20 protein-coding genes are annotated in these 20,470 nt (G+C 40.9%); 13 read left to right on the forward strand and 7 right to left on the reverse strand.

Annotated features, from left to right (window positions below):
• Window positions 1-27 precede the first annotated feature (27 nt).
• The 4 genes from hflC to hfq all read right to left on the reverse strand — a co-directional run bounded on the left by hflC (window position 28) and on the right by hfq (window position 4,009).
• Entirely contained in the window at window positions 28-1,086 is a 1,059-nt protein-coding gene (hflC, locus tag DC082_RS04990) for a protease modulator HflC (protein ID WP_109236003.1), read from the reverse strand.
• A gap of 15 nt (window positions 1,087-1,101) precedes the next feature.
• Window positions 1,102-2,346 carry an FtsH protease activity modulator HflK gene (gene hflK / locus DC082_RS04995; RefSeq protein ID WP_109236004.1) on the reverse strand — a complete coding sequence of 415 codons (1,245 nt, stop codon included), beginning with the start codon at window positions 2,344-2,346 and terminating at the stop codon, window positions 1,102-1,104.
• 80 nt (window positions 2,347-2,426) lie between these two features.
• Entirely contained in the window at window positions 2,427-3,728 is a 1,302-nt protein-coding gene (gene hflX, locus DC082_RS05000; RefSeq protein ID WP_109236005.1) for a ribosome rescue GTPase HflX, read from the reverse strand.
• A gap of 26 nt (window positions 3,729-3,754) precedes the next feature.
• A complete protein-coding gene (hfq, locus tag DC082_RS05005) occupies window positions 3,755-4,009 on the reverse strand; it encodes an RNA chaperone Hfq (RefSeq protein WP_094566761.1) in 255 nt (84 codons plus the stop codon).
• Window positions 4,010-4,386: 377 nt separating this feature from the next.
• On the opposite strand from hfq, the gene DC082_RS05010 reads away from it, so the two are divergent.
• The 11 genes from DC082_RS05010 to DC082_RS05060 all read left to right on the forward strand — a co-directional run bounded on the left by DC082_RS05010 (window position 4,387) and on the right by DC082_RS05060 (window position 13,964).
• A complete protein-coding gene (locus DC082_RS05010; protein WP_109236006.1) occupies window positions 4,387-5,187 on the forward strand; it encodes a Cof-type HAD-IIB family hydrolase in 801 nt (266 codons plus the stop codon).
• 89 nt (window positions 5,188-5,276) lie between these two features.
• Window positions 5,277-6,053 (forward strand): phosphatase PAP2 family protein, encoded by a 777-nt coding sequence (locus DC082_RS05015; RefSeq protein WP_109236007.1) that lies wholly within the window; start codon window positions 5,277-5,279, stop codon window positions 6,051-6,053.
• Between the two features lie 44 nt (window positions 6,054-6,097).
• The gene (gene yaaA / locus DC082_RS05020) at window positions 6,098-6,862 is read left to right on the forward strand and encodes a peroxide stress protein YaaA (RefSeq protein WP_109236008.1); all 765 of its coding nucleotides are present in this window, start codon (window positions 6,098-6,100) and stop codon (window positions 6,860-6,862) included.
• A gap of 152 nt (window positions 6,863-7,014) precedes the next feature.
• Entirely contained in the window at window positions 7,015-7,554 is a 540-nt protein-coding gene (gene orn, locus DC082_RS05025; RefSeq protein WP_094566757.1) for an oligoribonuclease, read from the forward strand.
• A gap of 76 nt (window positions 7,555-7,630) precedes the next feature.
• Entirely contained in the window at window positions 7,631-8,116 is a 486-nt protein-coding gene (locus DC082_RS05030) for a phosphatidylglycerophosphatase A family protein (RefSeq protein WP_109236009.1), read from the forward strand.
• Between the two features lie 230 nt (window positions 8,117-8,346).
• Window positions 8,347-8,958: a thermonuclease family protein gene (locus DC082_RS05035; protein WP_157957409.1), complete on the forward strand. Its 612-nt coding sequence runs from the start codon at window positions 8,347-8,349 to the stop codon at window positions 8,956-8,958.
• 373 nt (window positions 8,959-9,331) lie between these two features.
• Window positions 9,332-10,438, forward strand: a complete 1,107-nt coding sequence (locus DC082_RS05040; RefSeq protein WP_109236011.1) for an MlaE family ABC transporter permease — start codon at window positions 9,332-9,334, stop codon at window positions 10,436-10,438.
• 12 nt (window positions 10,439-10,450) lie between these two features.
• Window positions 10,451-11,269 (forward strand): ABC transporter ATP-binding protein, encoded by an 819-nt coding sequence (locus DC082_RS05045; RefSeq protein ID WP_229821586.1) that lies wholly within the window; start codon window positions 10,451-10,453, stop codon window positions 11,267-11,269.
• Window positions 11,253-12,176, forward strand: a complete 924-nt coding sequence (locus DC082_RS05050; RefSeq protein WP_109236012.1) for an MlaD family protein — start codon at window positions 11,253-11,255, stop codon at window positions 12,174-12,176. Before DC082_RS05045 ends, DC082_RS05050 begins: the two co-directional genes overlap by 17 nt.
• A 121-nt stretch (window positions 12,177-12,297) precedes the next feature.
• The gene (locus DC082_RS05055) at window positions 12,298-12,897 is read left to right on the forward strand and encodes an ABC-type transport auxiliary lipoprotein family protein (RefSeq protein WP_109236013.1); all 600 of its coding nucleotides are present in this window, start codon (window positions 12,298-12,300) and stop codon (window positions 12,895-12,897) included.
• Between the two features lie 125 nt (window positions 12,898-13,022).
• Window positions 13,023-13,964 (forward strand): NUDIX hydrolase, encoded by a 942-nt coding sequence (locus DC082_RS05060; protein WP_133243686.1) that lies wholly within the window; start codon window positions 13,023-13,025, stop codon window positions 13,962-13,964.
• A gap of 160 nt (window positions 13,965-14,124) precedes the next feature.
• Here the strand turns inward: DC082_RS05060 and cls are convergent, their stop codons facing one another.
• Window positions 14,125-15,609, reverse strand: a complete 1,485-nt coding sequence (gene cls, locus DC082_RS05065; RefSeq protein WP_109236015.1) for a cardiolipin synthase — start codon at window positions 15,607-15,609, stop codon at window positions 14,125-14,127.
• 217 nt (window positions 15,610-15,826) lie between these two features.
• On the opposite strand from cls, the gene DC082_RS05070 reads away from it, so the two are divergent.
• Window positions 15,827-16,759 carry an adenylyltransferase/cytidyltransferase family protein gene (locus DC082_RS05070; protein ID WP_109236016.1) on the forward strand — a complete coding sequence of 311 codons (933 nt, stop codon included), beginning with the start codon at window positions 15,827-15,829 and terminating at the stop codon, window positions 16,757-16,759.
• A gap of 231 nt (window positions 16,760-16,990) precedes the next feature.
• Window positions 16,991-18,502 carry a threonine ammonia-lyase, biosynthetic gene (gene ilvA / locus DC082_RS05075; RefSeq protein WP_109236017.1) on the forward strand — a complete coding sequence of 504 codons (1,512 nt, stop codon included), beginning with the start codon at window positions 16,991-16,993 and terminating at the stop codon, window positions 18,500-18,502.
• 246 nt (window positions 18,503-18,748) lie between these two features.
• Here the strand turns inward: ilvA and ispH are convergent, their stop codons facing one another.
• On the reverse strand, window positions 18,749-19,714 hold the full coding sequence (ispH, locus tag DC082_RS05080; RefSeq protein WP_109236018.1) for a 4-hydroxy-3-methylbut-2-enyl diphosphate reductase: 966 nt from the start codon (window positions 19,712-19,714) through the stop codon (window positions 18,749-18,751).
• Window positions 19,707-20,363 (reverse strand): beta-class carbonic anhydrase, encoded by a 657-nt coding sequence (locus DC082_RS05085; RefSeq protein ID WP_109236019.1) that lies wholly within the window; start codon window positions 20,361-20,363, stop codon window positions 19,707-19,709. Before DC082_RS05085 ends, ispH begins: the two co-directional genes overlap by 8 nt.
• Window positions 20,364-20,470 lie beyond the last annotated feature (107 nt).

The raw sequence follows: 20,470 nt of genomic DNA on the forward strand, positions 1-20,470 counted from the left end.
TTGAACAACACTCATACTTGCTGTTTATTACTGTTTCTGCTGAAAGTGTTTAAAGAAATCACTCTCTGGATCGAGGATTAAGAGATCCCCATCATTCTGAAAGGCATTTTTATATGCTTCTAAACTACGATAGAAAGAGTAAAACTCAGGATCTTGACCATAAGCTTCTCCATAAATCGTTGCTGCTCCAGCATCCCCTTCCCCACGAATCTTCTCTGCCTCTTCATAGGCAGTCGCTAGAAGAATCGTTCGATTACTATCTGCTTCTGCAACTTTTTCGATATAGGCAGCTTCCCCTTTGGAACGCAATTCAGTTGCTACACGTTCACGCTCAGTTCTCATACGTTTAAAGACGTTATCGGTAACATCATCAGGGAGCTCTACACCATTAATACGAACATCGATAATCTCAACACCATACTCTTTCGCTTCCACAGAGAGCGCGACTAAAATCGTCCGCTCAATCTCTTGACGAACTGTATTATTGAGATCAACTTCTTGCCCTGCAATAACCGGAACAACATTCTCTTTACTGCGAATAACGATATCGACATCTTCAGAATGAATCTCTTCTAATGTCTTAGGATCTAAAGAGAGTGCATCACTCGGCTTATCAACGACAATCACCTTTGAAGTATCGTCGCCATATTTACTTCCTTTAGAGGTAACATTACCACCTACAACTGTCTGAACATCACGCTTACCGAAAGCTGCTCTAAAGTTATTCTTCACAATAGGTTCAAAAAGACGGTTAAAGATACCGGGATTACCCGATACTTTCTGATAATAGACCTCAGGATCGATGACACGCCACTTAATGAAGGTATCAACAATCAAGTTCTTCTTCTCAGAAGTCAAGAAAGGTTCTGGCGGCGTATCTAATGTCTGAATTCTGCCATCAAAGACTCTTACATTATCAATAAAGGGTAATTTGAAATAGATACCGGGTTCATCATAGACCGCAACAATTCGTCCAAAACGGAGCTGGAGGCCTTTTTCCCACTCTTTAACAATCACTAAAGATGTGCTCAAGAGAAGCAGTACAATAATGACGATTGGTAAAACGATGCGAGTTACAATTCTCATTTTTTCTCTCCTCTCTTAACGAGTGAAACGCGCACGACTTCTCTGATCGTTCACATTGTTATTAGGTTGATTTTGAATAATGCTCTCTGGTGTCGGCGTTGCCTCTTTCACTTCGATTGTCACCGCTCCCTCTCTTTTCTCAATCTTACTCGGTCCTGAATTTGTTGTAGAGCCGGTCATCTTATCGAGTGGCAACATCATTAAGTTATTACTATCTGACCCCATATAGAGTTTATTACTGTTTTGTAATACTTCTTCCATATTTTCAAGATAGAGACGCTCTCTAGTCACCTCTGGCGCTATAGCATATGCTGAGTAGAGGCGATTAAAACGCTCTGCTTCCCCGCGTGCTTGTGCGATTTTACTCTCACGATAAGCTTCTGCCTGGCGCAAAATTCTCTCTGCTTCCCCGCGCGCCTCTTCATGGACTTTACTCTGATAAGCATTCGCTTGGTTAATTCGACTCTGCTCATCTTCACGAGCACGAATCGCATCGGAGAAGGCATCTTGCACCGCTGCCGGCGCTTGCGCATCTTCTAAGTTCACGTTTGTAATCACAAGACCAATCTGATAGTTATCTAAGATACTTTGAGCAAGCTCTTTAACCTCTTGCATCAACTGCTCTCGACCATCTGTCAAAATATCATCTAGAGATGTTTGACCAACACGCTCACGGGTTGCACTATCGACAACCTCTTTTAATGTTTTATCGGGATCAACAGATGTAAACCAATATTGTGAAGGATCATCATTATTAATCTGATATTGAACCTCAACACTCACATCAACTAAGTTTTCATCCTTTGTTAACATCGCAGCACGACGATTTCCTTTAGCGGTAGAACCGATCTTTTGTGAAAATCGACGTTGAATATCGATGATGCGATGATCACCAATCGGATTAGGAAGACGCCATCTTAAACCAGGATCTTTAGTGGCATGATACTGACCTAAGAGTAACTCGACCCCTTTCTGTCCCGCATCAATCGTATAGAAACCTGTTGCTAACCAACCACATAGAAGAACAGCACCACCTAAAGCGATATATTTACCATAACCGCCCTGTCGATGACCGCCCATCCCTTTCTTGCCACGAAATGCACCGCCTAACTTTTTAAAAATTTCGTCAAGATCGGGTCCAGCGCCATTTTTAGGTCGTTGATCATTCGGCTGATTATTTCCATGAGGACTACCTGATGAGCCACCTTGCTGGCTATCTTTAGGCTCTTGCCAAGCCATCTCTAAGTTATTTTTTTTCATTTAATCCCTTTGATTCCAGATCTTACCGAAACTGTTGAATACCAACTCGACAAGATACCAATTTTTTACGCTATTTGCACCTATAGATATTGTTCGAAATAGGGAGCCGCTTCTGGCTGCTCCTTCAATAGTCGCATAATTCGATATCGAGCAACATAGAGATCTAAAAGAAACTCACCATTTTTGCCAAACGCTTCCTCTTTAACTGCATCAAGCGCATAGAGCTCTGCTCTTAGTCGCCCTTCACTTGGGGGAAGTGTCAATCTCATTGAGAGGTGCTCTTTCTGAAAGTGGGAAGCGACTCCCTCTAAAAGTAGATCAATACCAATATCTTTAGCTGCTGAAATCCAAACGGCTTTAACAACGCCCTCTTCTGACATCTCATTATGGGGCTCAATCTCAGGTTTAAGATCGATCTTATTAAAGACCTGTAATCGCGGTACTGCTTCTGCTCCGATCTGCTCTAAAACAGCAGTTACCTCTCGCATCTTTAGATCTCTCTCTGGGTCTGCAACATCGATCACCTCGAGAAGAAGATCCGCTTCAACGGCTTCTTGCAAAGTTGATTTAAATGCTTCTACAAGATCATGAGGAAGTTTAGAGATAAATCCAACGGTATCAACTAAAACTGCTCTGCCAACAAACTCAATATCTAACGCTCTATGAGTCGGATCGAGTGTTGCAAAGAGTTGATCTTGCACATAGACGCCAGCGGCAGTCAATCGATTGAAAAGAGAAGATTTGCCGGCATTGGTATAGCCGACCAGCGCAATTGTCGGAACCTCGTTACGTTCACGGGAGATACGCCCCTGCGCACGCATCTTTGTCACGGTCTCAAGACGTTTTTTAAGCTGCCGAATACGATCACTAATAACGCGCCGATCCATCTCAAGCCGAGTCTCCCCTGGCCCTCGAAGTCCTACAGCACCACCTCTTTGTTGCGAGAGATTAGTATGCTTTCGTACTAAACGTGTCGATAATCGGGTTAATTGTGCCAACTCAACCTGTAACTTTCCTTCAAAGCTTTGAGCTCTTTGGGCAAAGATATCGAGAATTAAGCCAGTCCGGTCAACCACACGAACACCGCATAACTCTTCTAAGTTGCGGTTTTGACTAGGCGTTAAATCATGGTTAATTAATACAACATTAGCATCGCTCTGCTCTACGGCTACACGTACTTCATCTGCTTTGCCAGTTCCTAAAAAATATTTATGATGAGGGGTTTGCCGAGTTCCTGTAATACAGGAGAGGATCTCAACACCTGCAGATGTCACTAACTCCTTAAACTCTGCAAGATCCCCCTCTTCACTTTCAGGCATCTCTAAAGAGACGATGATTGCTCTGTCATCTTCGTGACTAAATTGCTCTACTATATGATTCATTAATAAAGGATGTACCCTTACCTCTGCTATTCAGCAATAGGAGCGTCAACTTCTCCTACCACTTCACTGCTTAAATTAACATTTCTCGCAGGAACGATTGTAGACACCGCATGCTTATAGATCATTTGACTGACATTTGATCTTAATAGAATGACAAATTGGTCGAAGGACTCAATCTGTCCTTGCAACTTAATGCCATTGATTAAAAAGATAGATACCGGAACACGCTCTTTACGAAGCAAGTTCAGGAACGGGTCTTGAAGGGATTGCATTTTTGCCATTTTTAGTTCTCACTTTTTTAGTTCTTATCGTCGTTATATGATGAGTTCTCTATTTTATCAGAGCTCCTCGCTACAAGAAACCGACTCTATAGTAACATGAAGCCTGCTACCGACTAGTATCGATCGGCTTTATTACCGCCTTATTATAATCTATTTAGCACTAAAATGAGAAATTAGTTTCAAGTATATAGCGATAATATCGATCATTAAAAGCCCAACTTAAAAGCGCTATTAATCGATTTAGATCAAGATTTAGATCTAGGATGAAATGAAAAGGGATAAAAGAGATCATCTGATCACCGCTTGTCGCCTTCACGCTATCACTCTATACTCTACAAGTTCTCTTTTATGCATTTCACTCGACAAAAGGATCTTTCATGAGCTTTAAAGCGATTTTTCTAGACCTTGATGGCACCAGTCTCAATGATAATAATGCACTCTCTCCGGCACTTCAGGAGATTCTTACGATACTAAAATCGAAAGGGATTCAGATCATCTTCAGTACAGGAAGAAGTTTTGCCGGTAGCCTCCCTTTTGCAAAAGCCATTGGTGGAGCAGAATATATCATTAACTACAATGGCGCTCGCGTCTTTGACTTTAAAAGAGATGCTGTTCTACATGAGGCAACATTACCAAAGCCTGTCTTAAAGCAAGTTTTCAACTTCTCTAATGAATATCGATATCCCCCCATCTTCTACCACAACAATATTATCTACACCAAAGATGGTGTTCCCCATCACTATACCTGTCCGGGTGAGCGCTTTGAAGTACTTTGCCCTAATCACGATTGGGTCAATGAGACATTAACAAAGGCGCTCTTTGTCTTACCAGAAGAGGAGCTGCACGATCATCTCTCAATCGCCTATGATTTCTTTGATGGCGCTTCAGTTTCAACCTCATCATCAACCTATCTCGAAGTGATGCCGCTAGGGATCAATAAAGCAGTCGGGGCACAATATGTCTTAGAGGCACTCAATATCGACCCACAACATTGCATCGCTTTTGGTGATCAACTCAATGACCGAGAGCTACTCTCACTGGTGGCGCACCCTTTTATTATGGGTAATGCAACAGAACCGTTAAAAGCACAGTTTCCCGATCGAATCATCGCTAAAAACATTGAAGATGGCGTAGCACGGCAACTTGACCAGCTCTTTGGGCTCCACTATTTTCGCTGATACTGCCCTTAGCTCATCACGACAAGGTTATCCCTCAATAAAGAATTGATTTATAATCAATCACCCTAACACCTGATTATCAACTATTTATGATGAACACCTATAAAACCCTATTTCGTAATCTCTCTTTTGTTTTTATCGCATTACTACTTATCCCACTTTTAGCTTGGATTCTAGGCTGGCACTGGTCTCCACTTCACAGCTATACGGCGATAGATGCTATCCTCTTTATCGTAACTGAATCTGGCTCCGCCCCCTATTTTGCACTACTAACATCGCTTGTTTTGGCTATCTGGCTGAGCATGCGTTGTAAAAAATTACAGCATCACTGGGTTATTATCTTTTTAAGTGTCTTTTTGCTACAAGGTAGTACACAGATCATTAAAAGCACGATTAAAGTTCTCTGGGAAGAGCCTCGCCCCTACATGAGTTATGTCGTTAATCAAGGAGTAGATATTGAGTCATTTTATGAGCTTCCTCGCAAAGAGCGCGGCACAATTGTTGCTAATGCAATTAAGGATGATCCTATAACCCCCAACTGGTTAAAATCTCACTGGCAAGCGGAAACAGGTTACTCATTCCCTTCAGGGCATACGATTTTTGCGGTGATGTGGGCCTTTATTATTGTCGGTTTTATGACCCGGGAAAAAGATCCTAAAACAGCGGTCGCGATTGTTATTATGACACTCTGGGCTGGGTTAATGATGATTAGTCGATTACGACTTGGGATGCATTTCCCTATCGATCTTTTTGTCAGCACGATCATCGCTTACATCGTCGCCTTAATTTTCTTTTATTTTTTAGCAAAAAGAGATACTCTGATGGAAAAGAGTGTAACGCAAACAGATGATAAAATTGATCATTAACTAAGATTAAGATAACAATTAAAACAACAATAAAGAGGATTACTATGCTGTTTTTACTTTCTCCTGCAAAGATGTTGGATGAACATACTCCACCACCAATTACAAGTCTTGAACAGCCTGAGCTACTTCAGGAGTCAGAGGCGCTAATTGATATTCTTCGTCAATACTCAACGGAAGAGATTCAGAGTCTTATGAAAGTATCTGAGCGAATAGCAGAGCAGAATGTAGAGCGCTTTAGAGAATTTGAGGTTCCATTTACCTCACAAAATGCAAAACCTGCACTCTATCTCTTCAATGGTGATGTCTATCAAGGGCTCTCTGCATACGACCTACCTGAAAATTGTGTCAATTTTCTCAATCGTCACTTAGCGATTTTATCGGGTCTTTATGGTGCTATTCGCCCCTTAGATCTTATCGCCCCTTACCGCTTAGAGATGGGAACGGCACTTCCTAATCCACGAGGAAAAAATCTCTATGAGTTCTGGGGAGATCTAGTCACAGAATATCTCAATCGCCGTATTGATGAGATCGATGCAAAAGTAGTTATCAACCTCGCTTCAAATGAGTACTTTAAAGCTGTTCGCCCTGAAAAATTAAAAGCACGAGTTGTCACCCCAATTTTTAAAGATTTTAGTAATGGCGAATATAAAGTAATCGGTGTTTATGCAAAGAAAGCGCGAGGTTTAATGACCCGCTTTGTCAGTGAAAACAACATTACAGATCTCCAAGAGCTCAAGAAATTTAATCTTGAAGGATACGCCTATAAGCCTAATGATGTCACCGGCGAAATTGTCTTTATCCGAGGCTAAACTCCTTAAAGAATTCCAATAGCTTTAGATAAACGAGGCAGAGTTCAAATGAGACTCTGCCTTTTTAATTCTCCCGACCCACTCTTTTCGGTATAATGCCCCTTTCCCACTCCACTATTCAATTACTTAAGACGCAATATAGGAAGAAAAATATGCAATCTGAAAGCAATCTACTTTGGATCGATCTAGAGATGACCGGCCTTGATGAGGAGATTCACCACATTATTGAGATCGCCTCAATCATTACAGATAAAGATCTCAACTTCTTAGCAGAAGGTCCTAACCTTGCAATCTATCAGCCTCAAGAGATTCTCGACCTCATGGATGATTGGTGTCAAACCACACATGGCAATTCAGGCTTAATCAAGCGAATTAAAGAGAGCGATGTCACAGTAACTGATGCAATGAATGCGACACTTCAGTTTGCCTCACAATGGATTCCTGCGGGGAAATCTCCCCTTTGCGGTAACAGTATTGGTACCGATCGACGCTTTCTAAAAAAATATATGCCGGAACTCGATCAATTTTGCCACTATCGTAATATCGATGTCAGCTCATTTAAAGAAGTTGTTAAACGTTGGTATTCTAACCCGCTTAGTTACGAGAAGAAGAATACCCATCTTGCACTTGATGATATTCGTGAATCGATCAATGAGTTAAAATTTATTCGTGAACATTACTTCGTTAAATAATCCGTTAGGTATCAATAGCAGATAGAAGCGTTGCAGAGACAGACTATCATTCCCATTCCTCAGAAGGAGGTTTCAAATGAATCCCAAAATCACTATCAAAACTCCCTGGCAATTTTTAGCTTCTGGGTTTGGTGCCGGCCTCTCCCCAATAGCCCCTGGGACAATGGGAACTTTAATGGCTATCCCCTTCTGGATTATCTTCTCATTAACCCTCTCACTACCGTTTTATCTTCTGATGCTTCTTTTGACTAGTATTGCCGGTATCATTATCTGCCAAAAAGCAAGTGATGAATTAGGCGTCCACGATCATGGTGGCATTGTCTGGGACGAGTTTGTGGGTTTTTGGATCACCATGATTGCTGCACCACTCTCATGGAGTACCATTATCTTGGGATTCCTCCTCTTCCGTTTCTTTGATATCTTAAAACCTTGGCCCATCAAGATTGCAGATCAGCGCGTATCTGGAGGACTTGGCATTATGCTCGATGATATGATTGCCGGCCTCTTTGCCTTTATCTCTCTCCAGCTGATTTTGCACTGGATCTTCCCCCTTCTACTATAGAGTCATATAAAATCGATAAAGCTAGCTAAATTTTAGCCTAATGATTTAAAATGACTTCATAAAACAGCTTCCTAAAATAGCTTCATTTGGAAGAATGCTTTCCTAAACACCTCATCAACATTTAATAAGAGAGCATCACTCGAAACTAAACGATCAAACAATCAAACTATTAATCTATTAATATGGAATACCGATACTCAAAAGCCATTAAATATTATTTAAAAAACTTATTGAGTAAGATAAAGCGAGAACAGAAAGGGAAAATAATTGTCGCGTTTCTCTTTATGGCGATCTTTGCTAGCTCTTTTTTTCTCGAAAGGCCACACCCACTAAAAAGTAGCCAAGGGGATACTCAAGAGCAGACTCAGCTCGAAAAGGGCTATCAATGCCCCTGTAAAATTAATCACATTAGTGATGGTGATTCAATCACCGCGATCTGCCCTACAAGTTGCTCTCCTACAGGAAAAGCGAGCGGAAAATGGCATAAGTTAAGGGTGAGAATCTGGGGTATGGATGCACCAGAAATGGGACAAAAACCTTGGGGAGATCGCGCTAAAAAGGCATTGATAAATCTTCTTCCTAAAGAGAAAAATGATATCATTACTCTGAAAATTAGAGATCGAGATCACTACCAACGTTATGTCGCACAGCTCTTTTACAACCAAAAAGATATCGGACTTGAGATGGTCCGATTAGGGGAAGCGGTTGTTTATCGGCAATATAATAATGACCCTCAATATTATAGAGCAGAAGAGGAGGCGAAAGCAGCAAAACGAGGGATCTGGTCACAAGCAGGACATCAGCAAAATCCTGCCGCATGGCGAAAAGTTAATCCTCGCTAATCACTGTTATTCCACGTACAATATTGAACCGCCATCAAGATTTAAGTATAAATTTTGATAAGAATCATGATCAAGAACTGCAATAAGCACTTTTCATAGTTATATTTTTCATAGTTATTCTTCATACTATTTTCTATAATGTTTTAAATGATAAAATTTTCAATAGAGATATTTAAATAGAAATCTTGATGAATAAAGTTTTGATAATTTGAATAGTTTGAATAATTTGAATAGCTGACTAATTGAGCAACTGAATAATTGATCAATCAAATAGTTGAATAATCGAATAATCAAATTGATAACGAATCAATATGCATCGATAGTGATCAATATTTACCGATACTTTTATATCCGTTACTAATGAGCAAACAGAATGATAACGATTGATAACAATACAATCATAATTGATGGGCAGTGGACGCTATCTAATCTGCGAGAGATACAGCTCGCATCAGATAAGATTCAACCACAAATTGCTGCCCTGAAAGATGTAACGATCGATGGATCAAAATTGAGCCAAATCGATACCACCGGATGCCAAGAGCTCTATATTGCTCTTAAGAGCCTCCCCAAAGAGAGTAAGATCGATTATCAAGGATTTGAAAAGAAACAGCTCGATCTCTACCTCTACATTAAATCTCGTATTGAAGATGCCGGCATTCAACTGGCTGCTCCCGATAATCGTAATAGTTTCACCAAACGAGTCGGAATGTTTACCATCTATCTTCTCGATGAGATCCAGAAATTTATCGAATTTATTGGGGAAATTTCTGTCATTGCGACACAACGCGCTTTTACGCCTTGGAAAATTAGATGGAGTGCTTTCTGGGCGAATATCCAGAGTGCAGGAGTTATGGCGCTTCCGATTATTGGTCTACTTAACTTCTTAATCGGTGCTGTTATCTCCTATCAAGCGGGGAGTCTTCTGCAGATGTTTGGCGCTAGTATCTACATTGTCGATTTCTCTACTGTTGCAATTTTACGTGTTTTAGGCCCTCTCTTAACGGCGATTATTATTGCCGGACGAACGGGGGCGGCCTATGCCGCACAGATCGGGACCATGGTGGTCAATGAAGAGGTGGATGCGCTAGAAACAATCGGTATCAATCGCTATGACCAACTCGTTCTACCCAAAATGTATGCGCTTGCTGTTTCACTTCCCCTATTAACACTCTTTGCCGATATGATGGCAATCTTCGGTAGTATGTGTTTAGCGGCAATCTATCTCGATATCTCTTTTGGTGAGTTTATCACAACGATCCCCAATGCCGTTACTTGGCGCTCGCTCTTAGTAGGCATTATCCAAGCTCCCGTCTTTGCAATAGTGATTACACTTGTAGGATGTTATCAAGGATTCCAAGTACAAGGAGGCGCTGATAGTGTTGGACAACAGACAACGAAGGCGGTTGTACAATCTATCTTCTACGTCATTGTCATCGTTGCGCTCTTCTCAATCTTAATGCGCAATGTCGGCTTATAGGGAGATCGATCGATGAGTGAAGTTAAAATTGCTATGCCGCAATCTCAAGCGGTGAATAATGATGATGTGATTCGTGTAGAACATATCTATAACAGCTTTGGAACCCATTCTGTTCATGAAGATCTCAATATGACGGTAAAAAGAGGAGAACTTGTTGCACTTGTAGGCGGATCGGGCTCTGGAAAAACAACCCTACTCCGCTGCATCATCATGCTGCAAAAACCCACAAAGGGCCAAGTTTATCTCTTTAATCAACCCGTTTGGGGATCAACCCATAAAGAGGCTCAAAAATTACGTCAAACCTTTGGTATGCTCTTTCAGGGTGGGGCTCTTTTTAGCTCGCTAACCGTGCTAGAAAATATTATGGTGCCACTACAAGAACATACAAAGCTAAGTCGTAAAGAGATGGAAGAAGTGGCGATGCTGAAGCTCACCTTATCAGGTTTAAAACCTCAAGCAGCCAATCTGCTCCCCAAAGATCTCTCAGGCGGTATGATCAAACGCGCAAGTTTGGCAAGAGCATTGGCACTTGACCCCGAGCTGCTCTTCTTAGATGAGCCAACAGCTGGGCTCGATCCTGTCTCTGCAGCAGAGTTTGATGATCTTATGCGTCAGCTCAAAGAATCGCTCAATCTAACCGTTGTTATGGTCACCCATGACTTAGATTCTATCTGGGCAATCTCAGATCAGGTCGCATTTTTAGGTGATAAAAAACTGATCGCTTATCAGCCCATTGCTGAACTGGTTAAAAATGATAATCCTTTAATTCAACACTATTTCCAAGGTCCACGTGGACGCACAGTGGGAGAGGCACATGGAACACAAATTTAATTACACTATTGTCGGCGCATTTGTTCTCGGTTTTATCGCATGTCTTATTGCACTTATAATTTGGCTGACAAATGGCTTTGAAAAGGTCAACACCATTGAGTATAAAGTTGTTACGAATGAATCGGTTGCCGGTCTTTCTGTCAACTCTCCTATCGATTATCGCGGCGTCAATGTTGGTAAAGTGAGTAAAATTGAACTTAATCATGAAGATCCTCGCTATGTGACGATATTCCTCAATATTGATGTGGGAACTCCTATCAAAAAAGATACCAAAGCAGAATTGATCAATCGTGGAATTACCGGCATCGTTAATGTTAGTTTAAGCGGAGGAACGCCTCAAGCAGGCGCTCTTCTCCCTACAAAAGCGGATCCTATTCCCACAATTCAAAATGGTCCTTCCCTTGCGCGCCGTCTAGATGAAGCGCTCGATAATATTACCAAGTCGCTCACTGAGCTCTCTAAAAAGATGGGATCTATTTTAACAACACAAAATATCGATAACTTCTCCAATATCTTAAGCAACACCAATGCCTTTACCGCAGATCTTGCCGGCATTGGTGGTAAAGTCAATACATTAACAGAGAAAGCGACAGATACAATCGATACAATTCAACCGAAAGTGAAAGAGGCAGCGGCGGCTTTAGGTGAGTTTGCTAAACAGATCCAAGGCGCATCAAAACAACTTGAACAGACAACTGTTAATGTCAACAAGACTCTAGATAGTGCTCAATTGACTTTAGGAACCTGGAATAACTTAGGAGAAGAGACTAATAGTAATCTCCAATCCATTTTACCAACATTGGAGAACGCTCTTTACAACTTCTCTCTCTTTATGCAAGAACTAGAAGCATCACCTAACTCCTTAATCTTAGGAAAACCCAAACAGCAACCGGGGCCTGGTGAGTAAAATCATAGGATCGGTAGAAACACTTTCTACCGATCTACACCCTATCTAAATACTCTATCTAAATTTAACTTTAATTTTCGATCCGTTCCAAGGGCTTAAAGCCTCTATCAGGAGAATATTTATGAAGCGTTTGCAAAAACTTATCCTCTTTTTTGCTCTTCCCCTTATCATTGTAGGATGTGCATCTGCTCCCCCCAAGAAGAGCTTTACCTTAACTCCGGCAGAAGATAGTGTTAACACCGGCAATCGATCGCTCCCTTCACTTATGATCTCGCAAGTAAAATCTTTAGGTCGTCTCTCAACCGATATGACCTACAGCCGTTCACCTAATGAAATTGAGAGCTACACAAAAAGTGATTGGATTGCACCGCCAGCACAATTGATTCAATCGCTGATTACTCAAGATTTAGAGAATCGTGCCCTCTTCCAATATGTTGTTACGGCACCCAATAGCGTTAATGCTCAAAATCGTCTCGACATCACATTATTGGAGATGAATCAGATCTTTCCTAATGCCACTGAAAATCATGTTGTCTTAAAGCTTCAAGCACGCCTCATTGATAATCGTAATAACAAGATTATTAAGACCTTCACCTACAATATTACAGAACCGAGCAGAAGTTATGATGCAGAAGGGGGTGTTGCTGCATACAACAGCGCATTACAGAAGATTGCCAACTCTCTTGCAGCAGATATCACACAAACATTGCGTCGTTATTAACTGCGATCGATCAAAAAATTTAATCTGCTCCTAAGAATTCGATCTAACAATTCAATCCAACAACAAAAAGAAAATAATAGTGAGAGGGCTTGGGCATTATTCAAGAAGTATTCTAGGGAATCTTCTTGAGATTTCTCTCCTTAATGCCCATTAGCTCTTCTCTTACCTCATCATTTAATATGCTCTCAAATCTCTTTAAATATCTCCCAAAACCCAATTTTTCTCTCTACTGGCCCCTCTATTTTCAAGAAGAGATTATCGGTTGGATACATCAAGATAATATCGACATTATTGCGAACTATCCGGAGCTCTTTCAGCTGAATCAAGCAACATCAACAGTCACCTTTACCTCCCAATTTATTTGCGCTACATTTGATGAGCGTAATGCGTTTCTTGCCAGCTTTTCAGAAGATTTGCGCCTTGCCGGCATTATTACTAATTGGAGAGATGAGGCCTATGGAGTCTATCGCCGTAAAGAACGATTGCAAAATGCCCTCTTTACGATAGAACGTGGTGTTGCCCCTTTCTTAGGCTTTAGAGTATTTGGAGTTCATATCAATGGCTATGTTGAGACTGAAAAGAGCGATCAAATCTCCCATATCTGGGTTGCTCAGCGTTCTAAACTCAAGCGGATTGAACCCCATAAGCTCGATAATATTGCAGCAGGTGGTTTAAGTTATGGTGAAATTCCACTTGTAACTGCAAAGCGTGAAGCGATGGAGGAAGCTAATATTCCAGAAGCGGCAACAGAAGCGCTCTCCTTTGTTACCCCTTTTAACTATCTCACTGAGCATAACAAGAGCATTCGAGATGAGTCGATCTTTATCTTTGATCTCCCCATTCCTCCCTCTTTTGAGCCCCAAATTAATGATGGTGAAGTGGAAGCATTTCATGCACTCACCTCAGAAGAGGTGATGGCAGCACTTCTCGATGGCGAAAAATTTAAACCCAATAGTGGGTTAGTAACACTCCACTTTCTCCTTAGACATCAATTAACACAGCTCTCCTCGACAGAACAGCAATATCTATCAAAACGATTAAATCTTTCGCCTTCCTCTTTGCTATAACAAGATCTGTTATAGCGGAATCTAGTTATTCTACTTATTCTACTTATTCGAATTAGGCTAATTAGCCTAATTAGCCTAATTTAGAGTAACTGTAACTGTTGCCTTTATAGCTCATAGCCCTTCAGATAGGCTAAATAGTAACTACTTAAAATCAGCAGAATTAGAGTAGAGATGACGCTAAATAGACCACTTTATCAGCAAAAACCTTATATTTAGGGCGCTTCTCCCACTCTTCGAGAGTCACCTGAACAGAACTTTCAAGATCCTCATAATATTGTGCTGTCATCTTCTCGGCAAATTCTCGATCATACATTATGGCATTCACTTCAAAGTTGAGATCAAAGCTTCTAATATCCATATTTGCTGTTCCGATCATCGCTAAACTCCGATCATAAACACTCGTCTTCGCATGGATCAAGCCCTTTTGATAATGATAGATCTCAACGCCGGCACGTAATAGATCAAGATAGAGCGCTCGACTCGCCATTCGAACTAAGAGTGAATTGGTTCGTTCCGGCACTAAGAGTTTTACTTTTACCTGGCTTCTTGCCGCAATCTTTAGCATCGTTAAGATCTGCTCTGTTGGAATAAAGTAGGGAGTCGTAATAAGTACCTCTTTCTTCGCTAATGCAATTGCCTGAATGATCGAATTCATAATATAAGGCTCAGGGGAATCGGGCCCACTTGCCACAATTTGCACCGCTGTTTTACCCTGCTCTTCCCGTAAATCCACTGGGAAAAGTTGCGCATTAGGTTCAATCTTCTGCTTTGCACAGAAATTCCAATCTGATAAAAAAATATGTTGCAATGCATAGCAACTATAACCTTCAAGGCGTACATGCATATCTCGCAATATCGGCTTACCGCTTCCCGGCACATTAATATAATCATCTCCGATATTGATTCCACCGACAAACCCTACGCGTCCATCAATCACAATAATTTTACGGTGATTACGATAATTGACCCGATTAGCCCAGAAGATAAAGAGCAGTTTTCTAAAAGCATAAACTTCGATACCTGCATCTCGCATCTCTTGTGCAAATTGCCCTCGAATCTTTTTACTGCCAAAATCATCGTAGATAAAGCGAACCTTAACACCCTCTCTCGCTTTTTTAATCAAGAGATCTTTGATCTGATTACCAATCCCATCATTTCGAACAATATAATACTCAATATGAATGGTCTCTTTTGCCGCAGCGATCTCCTTTAAAACTTCCGGATACTTATTTTCCCCATTTTTTAAGAGCTTCACATCATTATTGAGGCTCATCCAATGGATATCTTCCGTTGAAACTGAGTGAGCTAATCGCTTAAATTGCTCAATAACAGGGTTATCGATTGCTTGAGGGTTATTCTCAATATGTTTGGTATATTCATAAATCTTATCTTTTAGATCATCATTATATTCAAGCTTTTTATCGTACATCGCCTTATTACGATAATTGACCCCTAATGAGAGATAGAGAATCACCCCAAAAAGCGGTAAAAATACGATCAAAACAAGATAGCCCAATGTTTTACTGGCACTAGTATTGTCCATAATAATTTTGACACATACCGCTAAAATAAAGACGATATAGAGTAACAGAGTAATAAGACTCCCTGCCCATAAAAAACTACCTGTTAAAATCGATGTTATCATGCAAATATTCTCTAAAAGAAAGCGGGAAATAGATCAATTCTCAACCCTATTAGGGAGAGTTATGATAGAGAATTATTTCTCTACCATCGTCACGTCTAAAGGCATGATATTATAACATGTTCAACTTGTTATAAAATTACTATAATTTTTGATAATCCTTCCACTCACATAATCCTTCCATCATTATTAGATAATCCCTCTATCCCCTATAAAAAATATGAAAAAGATCGGTCTTATTGTCGGAAAATTCTACCCACTTCATCAAGGTCATATCAGTATGATTCTCTCTGCTAAGTTGATGGTGGATCAGCTTCACATCTTTGTCTGTAGCGAAACTGATCGGGATGAAGCCCTATATCAAGCAAGTGCTTTTACAACAGCGCCGACTATTGAAGATCGCCTCAACTGGGCAAAAGATTGCCTTAAAGATATTCCCGGAATCTTTCTATATGATTTTAATGAGGATGGTATTCCCTCCTACCCCAATGGCTGGGAAGCTTGGAGCGACCGACTTAAATCTCATCTAAAAAAACTCAATATCAAGCCCACCTTAATCTTTAGTAGTGAGCCTCAAGATAAGATACATTATGAGGCGCTCTTTCAGCTTCCGGTAATATTAATCGACCCTCCTCGAGATCTTTGCCCTATTTCGGCAACAGCCATTCGAGAGAATCCTATCGAAAATTGGCACTTTATCCCGACCGTTATTCGCCCTTTCTTTCAACAACGAATTCTAATTGAAAAAGAGGCTCCCTTAACGCCCTCTATTGTGACACTCTTTGAGATGGTTGAACCCCTTGATGCTGCTCAATGTTGGTCAAAGATCCAATTTATAGAGATAGAGATTCAGAAGATCCCAACAATATTAAAACAAGCACAAAAGGAGCGGCAATCGATCTCTTTAACCATTGGCTCGCAAGCTTTTATCACAGAGGTCAAAGAGCATTCTACTCACTACTTCAATGCGCCCATCACTTCTTACATCTTCTCTTCCCCAACAACTTCAAGCGAATCGGCAATGAGTACTCATATCTCTTCAATAACGCGAGAACAATTTAGAGAAGTTTGTCAATTTATCAATCATTTTATCAATACACCACAAATCCCCAATAAGGTGCCAAAACCTAAATTAGATATGGTGCAAGAATAGTTTCAACTAATACTTGATTCCTCAATCTTGCTAAGGCATTCTGTAATCTTAGTTTCTTTTTAAAGTCAAACTAAAAAATCAAACTAAACTTAAAAGGGGGATCCTAATAGGAAGTTGGATCAATGCAAAAAACATCTTCCTAAATGATCAATTACGCTTTAGATAGCTTTATGATGATAGATAATCTCTATCTCTTCTACCGAATCTAATAAGAACAAAGGTTACACACTCATGAACTCATTAATCCGGGATATTTTATCGGCCCGTGTCTACGATGTTGCAAAAAATACGCAATTAGACCATCTCTACCTACTCAGCCAACAATTAAAATGTAATATTTGGCTTAAAAGAGAAGATCTACAACCGATCTTCTCCTTCAAAATTAGAGGTGCATTTAATCGAATTTTCCAACTGAGTGATGAAGAGAAAGCAAAAGGAGTTGTCTGTGCCTCTGCCGGCAATCATGCTCAAGGAGTTGCGCTCAGTGGCCTCCACCTCAAGCTTGATACGACCATTGTAATGCCAACCTCAGCACCTCTTCTTAAGGTGAATGCATGTCGTGAAATGGGCGCAAATGTAATTCTCCATGGCAATAACTTTGATGAGGCCTATGCACACGCCCTCCATCTTTCAGAAATCGAGGGGAAGAGCTTTATTCATCCTTTCGATGATCTTGCCGTGATCTCAGGACAAGGGACAATCGGTAAAGAGATGCTCGATCAAAAACCGGACCTCGATGCGATCTTTATCCCGGTTGGTGGTGGCGGGCTAATCGCCGGCGTTGCTGCTTATGTCAAATTTATCGCACCTAATTGTAAAATTATTGGGGTCGAGCCTGAAGAATCTGCTTCAATGAAAGTCTCTTTAGAATCTGGAGAGCGAGTCAATCTTCCGCAGGTAGGGACATTTGCCGATGGCACTGCTGTCAAACTAGTCGGAGAAAAGACTTTCGAGCTGTGTCAGAAATATGTCGATGAGATTATCACAGTCTCAACTGATGAACTCTGTGCCGCTATGAAAGATATCTTTAACAATACACGCGCCCTAAGCGAGCCTTCTGGAGCCCTCAGTGTTGCCGGCATTAAAAAGTATCTTCAAGCCAATCCCCACTCTGGATTTAAAAATGTTGCCGGCATTTTAAGTGGCGCGAATATCAATTTTGATCGATTACGATATGTTGCCGAGAGAGCAGAGTTAGGGGAAAGAAATGAGGCGCTCATTGCTGTCAAAATTCCTGAATCGCCCGGCAGTTTTCAAAACTTTATCAACCTTATTGGCAAACGAAGCATCACTGAATTCAATTACCGCTATGGAAATCCCTCAGAAGCGGTGATCTTTGTAGGCTTACAACTGAGCCGTGGCGATGAAGAGAAACAGCAGATTTTAGAAAGACTTCAGAGCCATCAGTTAGATGTGGTCGATCTGAGTGATAATGAGATGGCAAAACTCCATATTCGCCATATGGTTGGTGGAAAAGCAGATGCAGAGAATGAGCGACTCTTCCGCTTTGAGTTTCCTGAAAGACCCGGAGCTCTTTTACAATTTTTATCAATGCTTGCGGGACGATGGAATATTAGTCTTTTCCACTATCGCAATCATGGTTCAGATTATGGTCGCGTTCTTATCGGCATGCAGGTGCCTGAAAAAGATCTTCAAGATGGCTCCTTCCAATCATTCCTCGATGAATTAGGCTATCAATTTGAAGATGAGAATGAAAACCCTGCCTTCAAGCTTTTTCTATAAATGGCAGTAAAGATAATTAACTACGATAGTTAATGACCATAATGAAGTGCGCTGTGATAACGAATCGAGCTTCACTCAATAAAAAACCGAAATCATTAGGAATGACAGCTCCAAAATGATTTCGGTTTTATGCTATTTAATATATATAACCGAATACTTATAACCGTTCTTTGGTTACAACTATTACAACTATTGCTACTATTGCTACTATTGCTACTATTACAATTACTACACTCTACTTTAGCATCAAGCCTTTGACTCATCCTCAGAAGGACGAAGAAGACGAGGTAGCGGGAAAACGATATTCTCCTCAATTCCCGGCATATTTCCTACTAATTGATAATCTCGCTTCTCTTGCAAAAAGGTAATCACCTCTTGCACTAAGATATCGGGCGCTGAGGCTCCAGCAGTAACACCTATATTGAGATGCCCATCTAACCAATCGAGATCAATATCTGTTGCTCTGTCGATCAGATAGCTTGTAGCACCCTCTTTTTCCGCAAGCTCCCGCAGGCGATTAGAGTTAGAACTATTCTTAGAACCAACAACAAGAATCAAAGTACAATTCTCTGCTAAAGTTTTGACCGCATCTTGACGATTTTGAGTTGCGTAACAGATATCACTCTTTTTAGGACCTTGAATCTCCGGAAAACGTTCCCGCAAACGATCAATAATTTGTGACGTGTCATCTAAAGAGAGCGTTGTCTGCGTTACATAAGCAATCTTTGAAGGATCTTTAACGGTTAACTGATCCGCATCTTCTAGATCTTCGATAAGATGGATCTCCCCACCATATCGAGAATCAAACTGCCCCATTGTCCCAATCACCTCAGGATGTCCAGCATGACCTATTAATACAGTATCCATTGCATCTTTCGCAAAACGAGATACCTCTAAATGTACCTTCGTCACGAGAGGACAAGTTGCATCAAACACCTCAAGTCCGCGCTCTTTAGCATTATCTTGTACAGCTTTTGAAACGCCATGGGCAGAAAAAATAACAATCTTTCCATCTGGAACTTCATCAAGCTCATCTACAAAGATCGCACCACGATCTTTCAGGCTATCGACCACATATTTATTGTGAACAACCTCATGACGAACATAGATGGGAGCGCCAAAAAGATCGAGCGCTCGCTCAACAATGCTAATGGCACGATCCACACCCGCGCAAAACCCGCGGGGATTGGCTAAAAATATCTTCTTAGTCATTATTCTCTTCTACTAAATTACTATTATTTGCAGTATTACTCGCTGCACCACTAGGTGTTTCAAGTAGATTAACATTCTCGACATAACCATTAACAACGGTATGCAATTTTCCTGTTGTGGGGTGAATCACTAAACCATGAACCACAACTCGCCCCGGCATTAAAGGATGATTGCGAATCTGATCGACCGTATAGCGAACGCTATCGCCAACATTATCAAACCCTCGCAACCAACCATCAAGATCAATACCGGCATTTCTCAATGTTGTAATTGTTCCATCTGTGATACCAAATTTACGGGCTTTACCAAGAAGATGTTCTGGATCAAATCCCCGCATACCACAGTCAGTATGGCCAACCACCATAATCTCTTTAACATTAAACTCAAGTGCCGCCACTAAAAGACTGCGCATAACTGCACCCCAGGGATGGCTAATTAGCGCACCGGCATTCTTAATAATCTTAGCATCCCCATTACGAATTCCCATTGCCTTAGGAAGAAGCTCCACAATTCGCGCATCCATACAGGTTAAAATTGCAATCTCTTTGTTGGGATACTTATCAGTACAGAGATGATCGTACTCTTTCGAGTCAACAAACTCACGGTTATGTTCTAAGATCTTCTCTAGTGTTGATTTATCATCTGCCATAGTTTTATCCTATCTACTAGCACCTTAACAGACCGCACTCACAAAGGAGTTGCGGCAATACACTTCACTTCTTACTTCATCTATTAAGTGTCACACCCATCCAATCT

The sequence above is a fragment of the Ignatzschineria indica genome (assembly GCF_003121925.1).
GTDB lineage: Bacteria > Pseudomonadota > Gammaproteobacteria > Cardiobacteriales > Wohlfahrtiimonadaceae > Ignatzschineria > Ignatzschineria indica.

What these genes read in the sequence shown, in the direction of transcription:
- hflC (WP_109236003.1), bottom strand. Translation starts at nt 1,086, where the DNA reads ATGAGAATTGTAACTCGCATCGTTTTACCAATCGTCATTATTGTACTG.
- hflK (WP_109236004.1), bottom strand. Translation starts at nt 2,346, where the DNA reads ATGAAAAAAAATAACTTAGAGATGGCTTGGCAAGAGCCTAAAGATAGC.
- hflX (WP_109236005.1), bottom strand. Translation starts at nt 3,728, where the DNA reads ATGAATCATATAGTAGAGCAATTTAGTCACGAAGATGACAGAGCAATC.
- hfq (WP_094566761.1), bottom strand. Translation starts at nt 4,009, where the DNA reads ATGGCAAAAATGCAATCCCTTCAAGACCCGTTCCTGAACTTGCTTCGT.
- DC082_RS05010 (WP_109236006.1), top strand. Translation starts at nt 4,387, where the DNA reads ATGAGCTTTAAAGCGATTTTTCTAGACCTTGATGGCACCAGTCTCAAT.
- DC082_RS05015 (WP_109236007.1), top strand. Translation starts at nt 5,277, where the DNA reads ATGATGAACACCTATAAAACCCTATTTCGTAATCTCTCTTTTGTTTTT.
- yaaA (WP_109236008.1), top strand. Translation starts at nt 6,098, where the DNA reads ATGCTGTTTTTACTTTCTCCTGCAAAGATGTTGGATGAACATACTCCA.
- orn (WP_094566757.1), top strand. Translation starts at nt 7,015, where the DNA reads ATGCAATCTGAAAGCAATCTACTTTGGATCGATCTAGAGATGACCGGC.
- DC082_RS05030 (WP_109236009.1), top strand. Translation starts at nt 7,631, where the DNA reads ATGAATCCCAAAATCACTATCAAAACTCCCTGGCAATTTTTAGCTTCT.
- DC082_RS05040 (WP_109236011.1), top strand. Translation starts at nt 9,332, where the DNA reads ATGATAACGATTGATAACAATACAATCATAATTGATGGGCAGTGGACG.
- DC082_RS05045 (WP_229821586.1), top strand. Translation starts at nt 10,451, where the DNA reads ATGAGTGAAGTTAAAATTGCTATGCCGCAATCTCAAGCGGTGAATAAT.
- DC082_RS05050 (WP_109236012.1), top strand. Translation starts at nt 11,253, where the DNA reads ATGGAACACAAATTTAATTACACTATTGTCGGCGCATTTGTTCTCGGT.
- DC082_RS05055 (WP_109236013.1), top strand. Translation starts at nt 12,298, where the DNA reads ATGAAGCGTTTGCAAAAACTTATCCTCTTTTTTGCTCTTCCCCTTATC.
- cls (WP_109236015.1), bottom strand. Translation starts at nt 15,609, where the DNA reads ATGATAACATCGATTTTAACAGGTAGTTTTTTATGGGCAGGGAGTCTT.
- DC082_RS05070 (WP_109236016.1), top strand. Translation starts at nt 15,827, where the DNA reads ATGAAAAAGATCGGTCTTATTGTCGGAAAATTCTACCCACTTCATCAA.
- ilvA (WP_109236017.1), top strand. Translation starts at nt 16,991, where the DNA reads ATGAACTCATTAATCCGGGATATTTTATCGGCCCGTGTCTACGATGTT.
- ispH (WP_109236018.1), bottom strand. Translation starts at nt 19,714, where the DNA reads ATGACTAAGAAGATATTTTTAGCCAATCCCCGCGGGTTTTGCGCGGGT.
- DC082_RS05085 (WP_109236019.1), bottom strand. Translation starts at nt 20,363, where the DNA reads ATGGCAGATGATAAATCAACACTAGAGAAGATCTTAGAACATAACCGT.